Origin of the sequence: Tolypothrix sp. FACHB-123 (assembly GCF_014697075.1) — a bacterium.
Classification (GTDB): Bacteria; Cyanobacteriota; Cyanobacteriia; order Cyanobacteriales; family Nostocaceae; genus Aulosira.
Map to the genome: position 1 here is coordinate 1 of NZ_JACJRE010000026.1, position 17,298 is coordinate 17,298.

Here is a 17,298-nt window from a genome sequence, read left to right on the forward strand (position 1 = left end):
CCCTAACCCCTTCTCCCTGAGGGAGAAGGGGAATTAAATCTCTTGCTCCCCTCTCCCTGAGGGAGAGGGGTTGGGGGTGAGGGCAAAACCTTGTCACAAAGAGGGTTTCACGTTAAGTTGACACCAATGGGCACGGCACGACAGTGCCCTTACGTGTGTATTGGACTCAACCGAAAACCGCTATATTAATGGGCATTGGAGATTGGTTATTTCTCCCCTGCCCCCTGCCCCCTGCTCCCTTGGCTAGACAGCGATGGGTAGGGTGAAGAAAAATGTACTACCTACACCTAGAGTACTTTCAACCCAGATTTTCCCACCATGTTGCTCGATGATGGTACGACAGATGGCTAAACCTAAGCCTGTACCGCCTTTGACACGAGAGTCGGAAGCATCTACTTGCTGAAATCTGTTAAAGATGGCTTCTAATTTGTCTGTGGGAATTCCTCTACCGCGATCGCTAATTTTAAATAATACTGTATCTGTTTGCTGTTGCGCACTTATGGTAATAGTGGAATCGGCAGGGGAGAATTTGAGGGCGTTACTTAAAAGATTTGTGAGCGTTTGAATTACAGCGTCGTTTGCTGCCCAGACTTGCTCATTGCTAGCATGGATATCAAAGGTAATATTTTGTTGTTTGGCGATCGCTTGTAGTGCTGCTACTGCTTGTTCAATTAAATCGGCAGCTTTGCAGATGGTTTTTTGTAAAGTTACACTACCTGAATCTAAGCGTTCTAAATCAAGAATATCGTTAACTAGGCGGACTAAGCGCTCGCTTTCTTGAGCGGCAATCTCAATCATCCGCTGAGATTTTTCTGGTTTTTGAGCGTAGATCCCACTTTTTAATAAGCCCATAGAGGCGTGAATTGAGGTTAAAGGTGTACGCAGTTCGTGACTGACAATGCCAATAAACTCACTCTTCATCTCCTCAATTTTTTGTTGCTCGGTAATATCTTCTGCCAACCCAGCAATCCGAATTATTTCTCCTAGTTCATTTTTAATCGCAAATGCGCGATCGCGAATCCAACGCATAGAACCATCAGGGCGAATAATGCGATATTTTTGCTCAAATTGCCCGGTTTTTAGCTGTTCTACCATTTCCAGGTTAACTTGAGCGCGATCGTCAGGATGCACGGCTTCTATCCAAGCTAAAACGTTTTCATAAAGCTCTGCACGACTGCGTTGCCAAATAGCTTCATAAGCTTGGCTGATATAAAGAACTTGCTGATAGTCCTTATCTGTCATCCAAAATACAGCTTGAATATTTTCTGCCAACTGGCGGAATTTTTCTTCACTTTCGCGCAAAGCGGCTTCGATGTGTTTGCGCTCGGTGATATCAAACAATGTTGAGCGACTCATAATAAAATTGCCAGCTTCATCTTTAATAGCTGTTGCATTCAAGCTGATCCATCGAGTTGTGCCATCTTTGTTGAAAAGCTCAAACTCCAGATTATTAATCCAACCCTGTTGCTGAAACTTAGGAAAATTATCGTGAAATAATTTTTTACTTTGGGGGGTGAGGAAATCGGAAAAATTCTTGTGCAGTATTTCCTCACGGGTATATCCCAGCAATTGGAGTTCTGTATCATTGATCCGAATAAAATTACCATCCACATCTAGGGAATGGTAACCACAAGGCGCATTATTATAAAGATCCTCAACTTCTTGTAAATACTTTTGTACAGCAGCTTGGGCTTGTTTTTGTGCTGTAATATCATTATTAATTTCTAAAATCTTGACTGGTTTACCAGCATTATCTTTTTGTAAAACCCAACGACTGGAAACAGTTACAGGTTGAGCATCCTGGCGGAAATTGATTAGTTCTCCTTCCCAGTAACCTGTTGCTAAAAATTCCGCTTCAATTTCACTTAATGGTTGGGGAAATTGGGTTTTTAAGAGAATATGGGAGATTTTCCCTAAAGCCTCAGCTTTGCTAAAGCCATACATAACTTCGGCTCCCTCATTCCAGAAGCCGATTACCCCGTTTAAATCTCTGGTCATGATGGTATCATGTGCCAAATCTAGGAGTTGTGTCTGCTCTAAAAGCAGGAGTTGGGTTTGTTGCTGCTGAATTACTGTGTCTAACAGGCGATTATTGGTTTGTTTCAATTCCTCTGTGCGCTGGTTTACCCGTTCTTCAAGCTCGGTATTCATTTGCTCCAGAGCAATTTGTGCCTGTTTGCGTTCTGTAATATCGTTCCCAAAAATGATAATGCCGCCAATTTCACCTGTTATTGTATGCCAAGGGTGAATTTCCCAGCATAACCACTTTTGGCTACCATCTGCCCGGACAAACAAATCTTCATCGCATTTTTCAATCACCCCAGCCAAACAGCGTTGGTGAATATGTCGCCATTGCTGGGTAATTTCGGGAAAAATTTCGTAGTGCGATCGCCCGATGAGGGATTCAATAGAATCAAGATGATACTCTTCTACCCATCTTTGACTAGCGATGACATAGCGCATCTGGCGATCGAACATGGCAATACCCGCAGGTGCATACTTGACAAATAACTGTAAAGTTGCTTCTCTTTCCTGCAAAGCTATTTCGGCTTTTTTTCGCTCTTGCAGTTCAGTTTCTACCTGTGCAAACAAAGCTGCTTGCTGGATGGCAATGCTCACCTGCGCGCCTAACTGTCGCAGCAGCTCAATTTCTGTTGATTGCCATTCACGGGGAGCCGCACAGTGATGCGCCGCTAATAATCCCCATAGTTCTTCGCCCAAGAGAATGGGAATTACTAAATTAGCTCTTACCCGGAGACTGGCGAGAAATTCAACGTGACAGGGACTGATTCCCGCCGTATAAATATCAGATTTAGCAGTAACTAAACCGCGTTTAAAAGGTTCAACGTTTTCTTCGCCAATACAAGGGTCGTAAATCTCAAGTGGTAAGATAGACATCCATTCAGAAGCTACCGATTCTACAACAGTTGTGCCACCCCAACCGGGAGAAAATTGGAAAATAGTAACGCGATCGCACTCCAAAAACTGCCTGACTTGATCAACAGTAGCTTGCAAAATCTCTTGTAAATTAAGCGATCGCCGAATGCGCTGAGTCATTTCCATCACTAAGCGCTGTTGCTCAAATTGTTGTTGCTCTATGCTTTGAGCTTGTTTGCGCTCGTCAATCGCCATGATAGTTCCACTCATGCGCACAGGCGCACCTGTGGCGTTATAAAATGCTTGTCCTCGTCCCTCAACCCAGTGAATACTCCCATCAGGCCAAATTACGCGATATTCACGCTGGTAAACGCTATGAGTTTGCATGGCCTGTTGTAGTGCCTGGTAAATTAAAGTGCTATCGTCTGGATGTAAACAAGCATCAAAAGTTTCATATTTACCATCAAAGCTACCAACAGTTAAGCCAAATAAATATTCATGTTCTGGCGACCATGTAATTTTAGCTGTCACCATATCCCAATCCCACATTCCCATTTGCGCCGCCGATAAAGCCATCCGCAGTTGCTCGGCATTTTCCTGCGCTAATTTTTGCCCTAGTTGCTGAATCTTATGTCTACTGTGGTAAAGAGTGCCCGTAATAAAATTAATTGTCAAGCCAACTAGTAGGAAAAGACCCAGGCGAAATACATCCTCTAGTTTAGAGATAGAAAATTCAAATCGCGGGGGGATGAAAAAATAATTGATTGCTAACGTAGAAAGGGTAACCGTGACGATCCCTGGACGAAAACCACCATACCAGGTAGTCACTGCGATCGCTATATAAAACAAAGTCCCAATAGTCCGTGATATTAGGTGTTCTAGGCAAAGTGACAGCAAAAGTGCGATCGCCGTTGAACCAATTGCGATCGCATAAGAGAATAATCGGCGATCGTATCTCATAATTCTTTACCTCTGCTGGCTCTAACTACCTGCCAGCGGGAGCGCACTCGCTGAATGCAGTTAATTACTCGCATCATAAGTTCCGACCTGACATCGGCTTGCTGATATAATCATTACTCCCACTGGCACAAGCTTGCTAAAGGGATGTTGGATCACTATAGGCTATCACGACCAAAAATCACAAAATCCTACCCCTAGGGTCTTGACAAATTACTTAATAAAATCCTCTGTCAGTCATGATCGTCAGACTGAAAAATTCTGCTGACACCATTTGCGCTCAATTACTGGCGATATGCCATTGCTCTGGAAGATAAACACCCCAAACAAAGCCATTCCCCCAGGGTAGGTTAGCGGAACGACGCAATTTTAAACAAAGTCGTTGCTTTATTAAATAAAGTTGTTCCGTTATTAAATAAAGTTGTTCCGTTATTAAATAAAGTTGTTCCGTTATTAAATAAAGTTGTTGCTTTATTAAATAAAGTTGTTCCGTTATTAAACAAAGTTGTTCCGTTATTAAACAAAGTTGTTCCGTTATTAAACAAAGTTGTTCCGTTATTAAACAAAGTTGTTCCGTTATTAAACAAAGTCGTTGCTTTATAGTGCTATTTAGATGATTATCTATATAGATCCGTCCCACACCAAACTTTCATGCTTGGCTGTGAAACTTGTTTCATTGGGACTGCCTTCTGCCTTGTCATAACGACAATTTTTAACACCGAGCTATTTACTTACAGTTGTTTGCAACTTGCTGAGGAACAGATAAACAGATGATTGTAGGGAAAATGTAGAAAATGTTCTTTAACCCTATATATCTTTGCCAAACCCAGAGCCTAACTAGCTTTTGTCTTTGTCATGGCGCGAGCGCAAAGCCCAAAACTCTTATTCATTCATGGACTCACGGCAACTTTATCCTTGAAAAAACGGCAAACAATGCCTTTAAGTCACACACATGAATCCTTACGAATCTCTTAACTACATCTGAATTATTTTTAAATTTTGATATTATATTTGATTTACATATAATTGTATAATAATTATTTACATCAAAAAATAGTGATTTAATTTTTGAAATTCTCTAAAAATGAGTTAAAAAAATAGTAAAATTTTAGATGATGTAAATCATAATACGATAAATTAATGCAACGTCTAATTATTTAAAAATATTTTTTATAAAATTTTTAACTTCCAAAATCAAGAAACTATAAAACTTTAATATATTCGGACAAATACATAATAAATAACTGAAATTGATAGTCAATTGATTAGTTGTCTATTTTAGTTTAATTTGTATTAAATCTCATTTTCAACTAACTAATTATCAATGCCATCTCTATACAAAAAACTGAAAGCTCCTGCTTTATTTGTAAGATTTATAAGAGATTGTTTGAAAAGTTGTTGGCTGTAATTTTAGATACTAATCGATCCCCCATACCTCCATTAAAAAGGGAGAAATACAATCCAAGTTCCCCTTTATAAGGGGAGCCACTGCGCCCTTGGTGGTTCCCCCTGTTGAAGCAAGTGGTGTGGATTTAGGGGGATCTAAAACTTTTTGCTACCAACGAAAAGACTTTTAAAACATCCTCTAACAATAATTTCACAGAAAACAATATCAAACACAGATAGAATTTACTGAGTTTGCTAATCATAATTATTATCAAAATATTTAATCACTGGTAGAATTAGTCTGGATATTTAAGTATTTTTGAGCTATCTACTAATTAATAAAAGATTTATGAGCCAGAAACAGCGTACTGTTTTAATTGTTGATGATAGCCCAGAAGACTGTGATCTGTATCAGCGGTATTTATTACAAGATAGGGAATACCAATACAATATTTTGGTAGCAGAATTGGGGCAAGTAGGCTTAGAACTATGGCGGGATCATCAACCGGATATTGTATTGCTAGATTACCAACTACCAGACTTCGATGGAGTGGAATTTCTCACACAATTGCAAACAATGATCCGCCAGTCATTCTTACCTGTAATTGTAGTAACAGGCCTAGGAAATGAGGCGATCGCTGTGCAGGCTATGCAAGCAGGCGCACAAAATTATTTAGTCAAAGGCGCAATTACTGCCCATGAACTCCGACAAACAGTAAATGGGGCAATTGAAAAGCTGAAGTTACGTACTCAACTGCAAAGGAGCCTAGAAAAAGAGCGATTATTAAACCAAATTATCCAACAAATTTATAAATCTTCTGGCTTGCCAGAAATTCTTCAAACCACTGTCAACGAGGTGCGGCAATTCCTACAAACGGATCGGGTAATCATTTTTCGATTACATGCAGATGCTAACGGCCAGGTAATTGCAGAATCTGTAGGGGCACAATGGCAACCTATTATCAATTATTCCATGACAGATCCCTGTTTGGCAGAGGATTATATTGAACGCTATCATCAAGGATTAGTCAACCTCGATCCAACTGCTGTAGATTCTTATATCGAACGCTATCGTCAGGGATTAGTTACCTTCAAAACAGATATCTATGATGGTACTATTGACCAATGTCACGTAGAACTGCTGGCTCAGTTTCAAGTCCGGGCAAATTTGGTAGTGCCAATTGTGCACGACAACTACTTTTGGGGGATTTTAATTGCTCATCATTGTGCCGCACCCCGAAATTGGCAACAGTCAGAAATTGATTTGCTTCAGGAATTAACAAATCATATAAGTATTGCCATCCGCCAGTTTGAAGCTTTACAACAAGCACAACATGAACTAGCCCAACACAAACGTACTCAGGCGATTTTGCAAGAAAGTGAACAAAGACTCCAGTTAGCTCTGAAAGCTGCCCATATGGGGACTTGGGACTGGAACATTCTTACAGGTGAAATTAAATGGTCTGAGAACTTAGAGGCTTTGTTTGGGTTGGAAGCGGGAGAGTTTGATGGCTCCTTAGCAATGTTTTTTTCTAGGTTACATCCAGACGATCGCGATCGCGTACAGCAAGCAATTAATGCTGCCATTACTACAAACGCAGAGTATAAGATCGAATTTCGGGTAGTTTATCCCAATCACAATATTCGTTGGGCACTCAGCCAAGCTCAAGTTTTCTACAACCAGGCAGGGCAAGCTGTACGCATGGCAGGTGTAGATTTAGATATTACCGATCGCAAACTTGCCGAAGAGTTACTCAAATCTAGCGAAGAGCGTCTGCAACTTTCACTAGAAGGATCGGGTAATGGTTTATGGGACTGGAACATAGTCACTGATGAGCTTTATCTCAGCCCCCGGTGGCTAGAAATGCTTGGTTATCAAGTTGGGGAACTGCCAAGTCACATTGATACTTGGAAAAAACTGATTTATCCAGAAGATAAACCTTTTGTCATAGAGCGTTTAAACGCCCATCTGCTCGATAGCTCGGTACCTTACAAATTTGATTATCGAGTGATCGCAAAATCTGGGGAACCAAAATGGATTGGTAACTACGGTAAAGTAGTAGTACGAGATGAGAATGGTCAGCCTTTGCGGATGGCAGGTATTCATCAAGATATTAGCGATCGCAAACTTGCCGAAGCAGAACTGCAACTAAAAGCACAAATCCTAGCGCAAACACATGACTGTGTCGTATCCACTGATCTTAATGGTTACATTACCAGTTGGAATCAAGGTGCGGAAAGAGTCTTTGGTTACTCTGCCCAAGAGGCAATCGGTCAACCAATTGAGATGCTTTATGCACCCCAAAGGCATGAATTTTTACAAAGTCAAGTGATCGAGCCGCTAAAAGCTCAAGGTAGCCATGAGGTAGAAGTTACAGCACAAAGCAAATCGGGTAAACCCATAGAGCTTTTGCTCTCACTTTCTTTACTGCGCGATCGCCATCAGAATCCTGTAGGTATGATTGGATTCTCAATGGATATCACTGCTCGCAAACAAACAGAAGAAGAACTTCGCCAAAGTGAAGCTCGTTACCGTTTCTTAGCAGAAACCATTCCTCACCTCGTCTGGACTTGCGATGCCAATGGTAATTGTGAATATGTAAACCAAAAATTATGTGAATATACTGGATTAACATTTGAGAAAGCCTTGGGATTTGGTTGGCTATCGGCAGTACATCCAGAAGATCTAGAATCAACCCAAGCTATGTGGTTATTAGCCGTCGCAAATAGTACATTTTATAAACATGAATACCGCTTCCGGCGAAACTCAGATGGTAGTTATCGCTGGCATTTAATTTTAGGATTTCCACTCAAAGATGAACAAGGGCAGGTAGTGAAGTGGTTTGGTAGTTGTACAGACATTCACGATCAAAAAGAATTAGAAATTGAACGCGATCGCATTTTGCAATTAGAGCAAGTAGCTCGCAATGAAGCTGAAAGAGCTAACCGCATCAAGGATGAGTTTTTGGCAATTCTCTCCCATGAGTTGCGTTCCCCCCTCAACCCTATCCTTGGTTGGACGAAACTGCTACAAAGTCGTAGATTGGATGAAAACAAAACAGTTGAAGCCTTAGCCACAATCGAGCGTAATGCCAAGTTGCAAACTCAACTGATTGATGACTTACTTGATGTTGCCAAAATTTTGCGCGGTAAACTCAGCTTTAACTCTAACCTCGTTAATTTAACACCTGTGATTGAAGCTGCCATTGATACAGTCAGAACAGCTGCTGTTGCTAAATCAATTCTGATTCATCCAGAGTTACCCAATATTGGGCAGGTATCTGGTGATGCTGGGCGCTTACAACAAGTAGTATGGAATTTGCTTTCCAACGCCATCAAGTTTACTCCTAATGAGGGACGGGTAGAAATCCGGTTACAACGCTTAGACAACCAAGCCCAAATCATAGTCACAGATAACGGTAAAGGTATCAACCCCGATTTTCTTCCATACATATTTGAATCTTTCCGTCAAGAAGATGTCTCAGTTACCCGCAAATATGGCGGATTAGGGTTAGGTTTAGCAATTGTGCGGCACATAGTCGAAGCCCATGCAGGTACAGTGACTGTTGACAGTCAAGGCGAAGGACAAGGAAGCACTTTCACTGTCAGTTTACCCCTGATCAACATTGAACCAGAAAGCGATCGCACTGAGGCGTTATCCGCAGATGAACTCAATCTTACAGGTATTAAAATCTTAACTATCGATGATGAAGTAGACAGCCGTGATTTTCTCACAATTATGCTAGCTTATTACGGCGCAGAAGTAATGACAGTTGCTACTGGTTCCGAATTTTTAGCAGCCATAGAATCATTCCAGCCAGATGTTTTGGTCAGTGACATTGGTATGCCTGAAGTTGATGGTTATACACTAATGAGACAAGTGCGTTCCCTACCATCAGAACGCAGCAAACAAATTCCCGCGATCGCTCTGACAGCTTATGCGGGTGAAATCAATGAACAACTTGCTTTAGCTGCTGGATTCCAAAAGCATTTATCCAAACCTATAGACCCAGATATTTTAGTACAGGCTGTAACTCAATTAATCAGGGGTGTGGTTAAAAGCAGTTGGTCGATCTGAATTTTCACGGGATGTGGAAAAGGGGGAGAGGTTCGCGGAAGATTTACGCGAAGGGAAAAGTTGAAAAATTTTTTTAAACTCTCTCTGGGTAGCGTTGTTAGCCGTTACGGCGTAGATCTAGCGTAGCTGACATCAGGGGCAAAATAGTACAATTTGACCTAAAACCAAGGTTTGTAGTATGCCAATGACAGGACTGAAACCCTTATTATTTCGTTATAACCTTGTCTAACAACAAGCAAACAAAACTTGGATGATTTATCAAAAATCGATAATTAAAAGCTTATACAGCAATACTTTCAGTCCATCTTGCCCCTAGTGTCAGCTACGCTATATTTACCCCAACTTAGCAAATTTCTAGCGACGACCAGCCGCCATGCAACTACGCACGCGCTGAATGCGGTTAAATATTCTTGTCACCAGTTCCGGCCCTTGCACCGGCTTAGTAATAAAATCATCGGCTCCAGCTGCAAAAGCTTGCTGAAGAGATTCTCCATCAGTATGGGCTGTCACCACCAAAATCGGTATATTTCCCCAATCAGCATCTTGCCTAATGATTTGACACAAATCTAAACCATTAACTGTCGGCATTTGTAAATCTAATATCACTAAATCTGGAGCATTTGCCTTCAGTGCTTCCCAGAATTGTTGCGGTTGGGAAAGAGTTGTAACTTCCAGCCCCCAAGGAGTGAGTAAGGCTGATAAGCCAGCTAGCATTACCGGATCGTCATCAACAATTAATACTTTCGCTTCTGAGGTTTGGCGTTGAGGTAGCACATAAGCGATCGCTTGCATAATTTGCTGGATGGTTGCGGGTTTATGCAGATATTGGCTTGCGCCTAATTGGGACACAGTTAAGCGATCCATGAGACTATCACGCCCAGTAAAGACAATAATCGGTAATTGAGGCGATCGCTCTTTTAATTCCCGCAACAGCGTTAAGCCATCTTCTTCTGTACCCGGAAAGCTTAAATCTAGTAGTACCACATCAGGCATTGCCAAAGCTAAGCGCGAGCGAGCAGTCGCCAAATCAGTAGCAATTTTGATCCGCAATCCCCAAGCATCAGCTTCTGCCAGCAATCCTTCAGTTAAAGTAGTATCATCATCAATCACCAGTACCCGATAAGTTTGGCGCATGGGTACAGGTTTAGTAGTTACAGTTACAGGTTCCTTAGTTAATTCCTCTTGCAATGCCGTTACCAAATGAGAAAAGCGAGTAATTTCCTCATCACTCTGGTAATGGTTATGCATAAGTAATTCTTCTAATTGCTTTGCCAGCTTGGAACCTTCAGGATAGCCAAAAGATCCCATTGCTCCAGCCAGCTTGTGTGCTTCCTGTAATGCTTGCTGTTGTAAATCCTGGTGCCAATTTTTAGTCAAAAGTGCAGTTTTCGCTTCCTCTAGCACTGCTAACCTTTGACTAAATGAATTACGAAATTTTTCTAATACCCGATTAACTGTAGCTAAATTTTGGCTTTGGGGTGGTGCTTTGGTTTCTGGCTCATCGACAATTACCCCAGAACTCGCCACAGCAACATCCGGTGCAGGCTTTAACCGATAGCCAATTCCATACACCGTTTCCAGAATCTCTGTAGTTAAACCAGAAGCTTTGAGTTTTTTACGGATATCTTTAATATGAGTTGTAATTGCATTTTCTAGTGGCGCATCATCAAAGTCCCAGAGGCGATCGAGAATGACTTGTCTACTAAAGATGCGATTGGGATTTTGTAAAAATAATTCCAGTATCTTGTATTCGATTGCCGACAGGGGAACTATCTCCTGTTCATAAGTAACTTTGGCCGAGATTTGGTCTAAACAGAGATTTCCCCAAGTTAACTTTGACGAACAGATGGCTCCACTACGCCGCAACAAAGAGCGAATCCTTGCCAGCAATCCTTCCGAGTCATAAGGCTTGATGACATAATCATCAGCTCCCGCATCTAAACCCGTGACAACATCGACATTACTATTCTTCGCACTCAGCAACAGAATTGGTTTATTGTAACCTTGCGATCGCAGTTGCTTACATAAACTAATCCCATCTAATTGAGGAATTTGCCAGTCCAGTAAAATTAACTGATATTCAGCCGATATAGCCATATCTAACCCAGTTTGCCCATTATTGGCTATGTCGATATTGTAATTATTTGCACTTAGCAACTCTACCAGCGCTCGACTGAGTAATATATCGTCCTCTACCAGCAAAATTTTCATCAGCTGCATCCTTGGTTGACTGACTACCAAGAGTCTGCAAATATTTTACTTATTCCCCAAGGCGATCGCCCTTAATTTAGAGAACGATTGATCGATAATTTTTCCGCGATCGCGCATTTGCAATAACTAGAAAAATTCACTGAGAGAATTAATTAATATCACACCTTATTTCTGATGTCTTTACATTCGTAAACTTTGATAGTAGAGGTTATTGGAGAATTAAGGGAATTCCAGAAAATAAATTATCCAATTTCCCAGAGAAGATATTGTTATTTTTCCCCCTGCACCCTGCCTCCTGCCCCTCTGCCTACACAGTGATAGTATATTTTTTTAGTTGCAAGTCCCTAATCCTGGATATCTCCGTTACAAACAGGTTCGTGCTGCTTTAAATGAAACACGACGTGAAATTGGAGTGTAAAGGTATTAAACTTAAAAAGGGTAGACTTTAGTTAGCTTCTGTCTTTACAGATGGAAAATTGCAAGGATAACTTTGCCGCCCTCTATTGGAACCATAAGCTTGCCATCGCGGCAAATTTATGGGTAAAGTCACAACGACAGTAATTAGTCACTATAAAAATATAATGGACGTAACTGGATTCGAACCAGTGACCTCTACGATGTCAACGTAGCGCTCTAACCAACTGAGCTATACGTCCTTAACTCACGATTATCAACGTTAGCATACCTATTTACGATAAGCAAGCATTTAATTATTGCAATCTTTTCTGAGCAGATGCTAGCAGTTTTTGGGCTTCAGGGTAGGCAGTTGTCCCTGCTTGGATAGTTTTGAGACGATTTATAATGCCTTGAATTCTACCTTTGAACTGCTGAGGATCGCTGGGAGGAGAAGCAATTAAACTTTGGATTTGCTCATTCGCAGCTTTTAAAGATGCTTGTGCTTCACTTTCGGCTGTGCGGCGAGTTTCGATAATACCTAAATTAGTTTGATACTCAGCGAGTAATTTTTGTGCTGCAACATAGCCAGGTTCTTCAACGCGAATGTTTTCAAGCTGATCGATTGATTTGCGCCATAATTTAGCGATTTGCTCCCATTTAGCTACAGAATGGGGGGGATTTTGTGATGCTTTGGCGGCGGCTAAAGCAAATTGCTTTGCTGCTTCTATATATGTATCGCTACGCGGATCAACAACTGTTTTGAGTTTGACTTGATAGCCAGCTAGTAATCGTTGTGCTTCTAAATAGCGAGGATTTTCTGTGGGGATTTGGTTGAGACGCTTCACCGCCTGTTCCCATAGTTCAGATGCAGCTTTAGGTTGAGTAGCTTGAATTTTTTCTGCTTCTAAATCAAATTCTTGTGCAGCTGCGATAAATGTACCGATACGTGCATGATCAAAATCGCGTTGATAAGCTTTGAGTTTAGCTTGTGCAGTTTCTCCCGCAAATGTGGAGTCGGGGATTTGTTCTAATTGATCTATGGCTGCTTGCCAAGATGCGATCGCATTTTCTTTATCCTTAATAGTAATAGCTTTTTCATACTGCTGGCGTGCTATATTTACCAGCTGTTCCCCTTGAACCAGTGGTGTCAAAGCATTCTTATCTTGAAAAGCTGTAGCTTCTATCCGCGCCACTCGTCGGCGCGCTGCTTCAAACTCATCTACAGTAAACTTCCAAGTGCAACCAAAAAAATTACAGTAAGCTTGAGGATAGTAACCTAAAAACCAAACTGGTAAATTATCTAAATTTTTTTGTGCTGCTTTCGCTTTTAGGGAACCTTGCTCAATATCAACCGCACTAGTAGCTTGATTAATGAACTGATCAGCTTGCTCTAAGTTTTTAATAGCCTCGCGATAGTGATAATCCATATTGATATAGCTAGGCAACAATAGAATCGGCGCAGTCTTCGCAATAGGCCAGCGTATCATTGGATAAGGTAAATTAATTACCCATACTATCCCTGCTGAACTACCTAAAAGTATAGTTGCCCATTTGATTTTGCCAAAAATACCAGCTGGTTGATTAGCTTTTGCGGCTTGTTTGAGTACCTTCTCGCTAAATTGGGGATATATATCAATAACACTATCCCGCAATTCATCTAACTCTGCTGGCGAACCTTTTTCCTGAGAGAGTTTTTCTAGGCGCTTACTAACTATTTCCTGTTCAATTTTGCTGACTTGATCGTTACCACTACATCTTTGAACTTCAACACGCAAAATTTGCCAGGCTCTTTTATTTAACCGATACATAGACACAAGATGTAACTTATAATTCTAGTATTCCCAGCTATTGGTCAAAAATTAGCAGTCAAGAGTCAAGAGTCAAACAAATGAAAAATGACCAATTTGGCATATTACTCTAGATGGTTAAAAATGTTAATTATTATGGTTAATATTTATAAGCTGATTTAATTTTTATCAAAATACCTAGAATGTCAACTGCTTTAATTACAGGTGCCTCTAGTGGTATTGGTAAAGCCTTTGCCCAACAACTAGCAGCACAGAATACAAATCTTGTCTTAGTTGCCCGTTCGCAAGAAAAACTCTATCAAATCACGAAAGAACTACAAGAAAATTATCAGATTCACATAGAAGTTATAGTTAAAGACTTAACAGAACCTCATGCAGCACAAGCCGTTTTTGATATTATTCAAGCCAAAGAACTAACTATTGATTTATTAATTAATAATGCTGGTTTCGGCGATTATGGCGATTTTGCAAGTTCTGATGGAGAAAAGCAAGTCAAGATAGTGCAATTAAATATTCTAGCTTTAGTAGATTTAACTCACAAATTTTTACCTTTAATGCGGCAACGTCAATCGGGAAGCATAATAAATGTTTCTTCAATTACTGCATTTCAACCTATGCCATATCTTTCTGTTTATGCTGCCAGCAAAGCTTTTATTGTCAGCTTTAGTCAGGCATTATGGGCAGAAAATCGTCCTTATGGGATTCGAGTTATTGTTACCTGTCCCGGCCCCATAGAAACTAACTTTTTTGCCCAAGCTAATTTTCCTCCTCGTTTGGCAGGAAGTAGCGAGCAAATGTTTACTAGTGAAGAAGTAGTACAACAAACCCTAAAAGCTTTGGGAAATTCGCAGCCAGCCGTTGTGATTGGAGATGTCAAAACTCAAATTAGAACTCTATTAGCCAGAATAGTTCCCCGCAAAATTTTGTTGAATATGTTAGCAAGAAGCTTTAAATCGTAATTCGTAATACCAATTTAAATCGTGTTTGCTGCACATCAATTTATTCTAGAGGGCATGGCATTGCCATGCCCCTACCGTCTGTCGTATTCTTTTTTCAAATTGGTATAATTCGTAATTCGTAATTATAGCTGTAGCCACATGAGTTAGGACGCTGCTTGCTTGAGAACGGTTTCTATTGCATCACGCAAATTATCGGATTTGGGTAACAACTTACGAACCCTACTTTTCAGCCATGCCCAACACTTTTCAATCCGATTGAGGAGGAGTGAGTAGGGCGGAAGGTAGACGATGTGGCATCAGGCGGCTTCAATTTAGGCATTTATTATAGTTATATAAATTACTTTTTTCTACTTAAATGCCATCTCACTTCTGGAGTCACTTTTTTACGCTTCTATTTGTGTATTAGTGGTTTATCCCGATAAGTGCAAGATATAAGGTACCCAAAAAGTAATTCGGCTTACTAAACGAAAAGTAACTGCAAATTCTTGTTTGCTGGGTGGATTAGAGAATGATTTTAAATTATTTAACATTTACACTTCATAATAATTATTTCATCAAGGGTTCAGAGTAGCTAATTTAAAAGCATTGCTGACTTTAATTGCTTAATCTTGCAAATTTTAATTAAAAAATATCGGATTAATTTAGAGTCAAATTAAAATCAAAAATGAACTATTTATAAATTAAAGATTAAAAGTGGAAAACTAGTGGAGAATATGTATATTCTGCTTAAATTACTACTTGGGAAAGACCTTGCTCAAACTATAGATAGATTATTTGTTAAGCAAATAAACCATAATTATATGGCAGGATTAGTCATAATTTCGGGCTAACAATAGCTAAATAGTCAATAATATTTCTGATTGATTATGTATTTATTTCAAAGCTGCTGCTACTTGAAGAGCTAGTTTCTGAGGATTAAATGGTTTACTGATGATGCCTCTAATACCCATTTTAACAAATAAACGCTGATCAAATGTACGCCCTCTAGCTGTTAATAAAATTACGGGTATATCTTTAGTTAATTGATTAGCTTGCAGTTTTTGAAAAGTTGTCAAACCATCCATATCAGGCATCATTAAATCCAAAAGTATGGCATCTGGTCGAGATGACTGAGCTAAAAGTAATCCTTGACTACCTGAATTAGCTGTCAACACATTCCAACCACCCATTATTTCTAGACAAGTCTGAATCAATTGGCGGATGTCTTCTTCATCATCTATAACTAAAATTTTTTTAGTATCCATCGTTCTTATTTTAGTTGCTGTGGAAAATTATTATTTCTGACTACTTTAATTCCTAAGATCCACGATTTATAATTACCATACTCTTAAGATTGATTTTCAAAGGTAAAACTTGAAAGTGGAAAACTCGTGTAGAACCAACATCAACCTCAGGGCATAATTTAGAGTTAATAAGCAATGTGGAGATTGAGGCGATCGCAAATTCTAGGCTATAGCATTGCTTGCTTCAGCGTTCTAGTAGCTTTAGTGCTGAAACTGCTGTTATGGAAACTACATAGACTAAATTCTATTTATCCATTATTTTTAGCTGCTGTCATGGTGAGTTCCTGGTATGGTGGTTTCAAGCCAGGATTGGTGGCTACTCTTTTGTCTGCTATCGTCTGCGCCTATTTCCTTTTACCGCCTTTGGATTCACTGGCGGTGAGTGGGTTTAGTGTAGTGGGATTAGTTCAGTTTGTGTTAGTGGGATTGTTGATTAGCTCACTCAACTCTGCACTGCGCCAAGCGCGATCGCAAAAAGAACAACTACTACGAAGCGAACAAGCCGCCCGCGCTGAAGCAGAAGCAGCAAATCGTTCTAAGGACGAGTTTTTAGCAATAGTTTCTCACGAACTACGCACCCCCATGACTGCAATTATCGGTTGGGTGGGGATGTTGCAAACGGGTATGCTGGATAACGCTAAGGCTGATGTTGCTCTGGAGACGATTGAGCGTAATGCTAAGTTGCAAATGCAACTCATTGAAGACTTACTTGATATTTCCCGAATTGTCAGGGGTGAACTCTCTGTTTCCTTTGGTTGGGTTGACTTAGCAGAAGTGATTACAGCCGCAGTTGCGGTTGTACAATCACTAGCCGATGCTAAGACTATTCAACTTGAGACTATATTTGATGATTCAGTAAATCCGATTTGGGGTGATAGCGATCGCTTGCAACAGGTTGTGCTAAATCTACTTACCAATGCCATCAAATTTACACCCAATGGCGGACGGGTTGAGGTGCGCTTGTCACAGAGAGTGGGGATGGGAGAACAAGGGAGCAAGGGAGCAGAGGAGCAGAGGAGCAAAAGAGAAATAAGTAATGACTATTGGCTCTTGCCCTATACCCAAATTCAAGTCAGCGATACTGGTAACGGTATCAGTCCTGATTTTCTGCCTTATTTATTTGAACGTTTTTGTCAAGCAGACAGTACTGATACTCGCTCAAATAAAGGATTAGGTTTAGGATTGGCGATCGCACGTCATGTGATAGAACTTCATGGTGGTACAATCACAGCCCAAAGCAAAGGAATAGGAAAAGGAGCGACATTTACAGTCAGGCTACCATTTACAAAAATATTCAGCATTCCTCCTTGCCTTTGATAGATGTTTAAGCGCGTAAAAATAGA

The 17,298-nt window shown here is 40.4% G+C and carries 8 protein-coding genes and 1 tRNA gene; 3 read left to right on the forward strand and 6 right to left on the reverse strand.

All coding sequences use genetic code 11. The annotated features are described in order from the left end of the window. Positions 1–243: 243 nt before the first annotated feature. A complete protein-coding gene (locus H6G41_RS17840; RefSeq protein ID WP_190747527.1) occupies positions 244–3,837 on the reverse strand; it encodes a PAS domain S-box protein in 3,594 nt (1,197 codons plus the stop codon). A gap of 1,732 nt (positions 3,838–5,569) precedes the next feature. Here H6G41_RS17840 and H6G41_RS17845 point away from each other — a divergent pair. Then, complete coding sequence (locus H6G41_RS17845; RefSeq protein ID WP_190747528.1) at positions 5,570–9,298, forward strand: PAS domain-containing protein; 3,729 nt, start codon at positions 5,570–5,572, stop codon at positions 9,296–9,298. A gap of 354 nt (positions 9,299–9,652) precedes the next feature. Here H6G41_RS17845 and H6G41_RS17850 read toward each other — a convergent pair whose 3' ends face one another. From H6G41_RS17850 to H6G41_RS17860, 3 genes are all read right to left on the reverse strand, one after another. After that, entirely contained in the window at positions 9,653–11,509 is a 1,857-nt protein-coding gene (locus H6G41_RS17850) for a response regulator (RefSeq protein ID WP_190747529.1), read from the reverse strand. Between the two features lie 582 nt (positions 11,510–12,091). Further along, a tRNA-Val gene (locus H6G41_RS17855) sits at positions 12,092–12,165 on the reverse strand. Between the two features lie 54 nt (positions 12,166–12,219). After that, positions 12,220–13,713, reverse strand: a complete 1,494-nt coding sequence (locus tag H6G41_RS17860; RefSeq protein ID WP_190747584.1) for a hypothetical protein — start codon at positions 13,711–13,713, stop codon at positions 12,220–12,222. Between the two features lie 182 nt (positions 13,714–13,895). Here H6G41_RS17860 and H6G41_RS17865 point away from each other — a divergent pair, with 182 nt between their 5' ends. Then, a complete protein-coding gene (locus tag H6G41_RS17865) occupies positions 13,896–14,672 on the forward strand; it encodes an SDR family oxidoreductase (RefSeq protein WP_190747530.1) in 777 nt (258 codons plus the stop codon). Between the two features lie 143 nt (positions 14,673–14,815). Here the strand turns inward: H6G41_RS17865 and H6G41_RS36215 are convergent, their stop codons facing one another. Then, on the reverse strand, positions 14,816–14,962 hold the full coding sequence (locus H6G41_RS36215; protein WP_190747585.1) for a transposase: 147 nt from the start codon (positions 14,960–14,962) through the stop codon (positions 14,816–14,818). A gap of 582 nt (positions 14,963–15,544) precedes the next feature. Beyond that, positions 15,545–15,916, reverse strand: coding sequence for a response regulator (locus H6G41_RS17875; RefSeq protein ID WP_190747531.1), 372 nt, complete (start codon positions 15,914–15,916; stop codon positions 15,545–15,547). 174 nt (positions 15,917–16,090) lie between these two features. Between H6G41_RS17875 and H6G41_RS17880 the strand changes: the two genes are divergently transcribed. Continuing rightward, positions 16,091–17,272: a HAMP domain-containing sensor histidine kinase gene (locus tag H6G41_RS17880; RefSeq protein WP_190747532.1), complete on the forward strand. Its 1,182-nt coding sequence runs from the start codon at positions 16,091–16,093 to the stop codon at positions 17,270–17,272. Positions 17,273–17,298 lie beyond the last annotated feature (26 nt).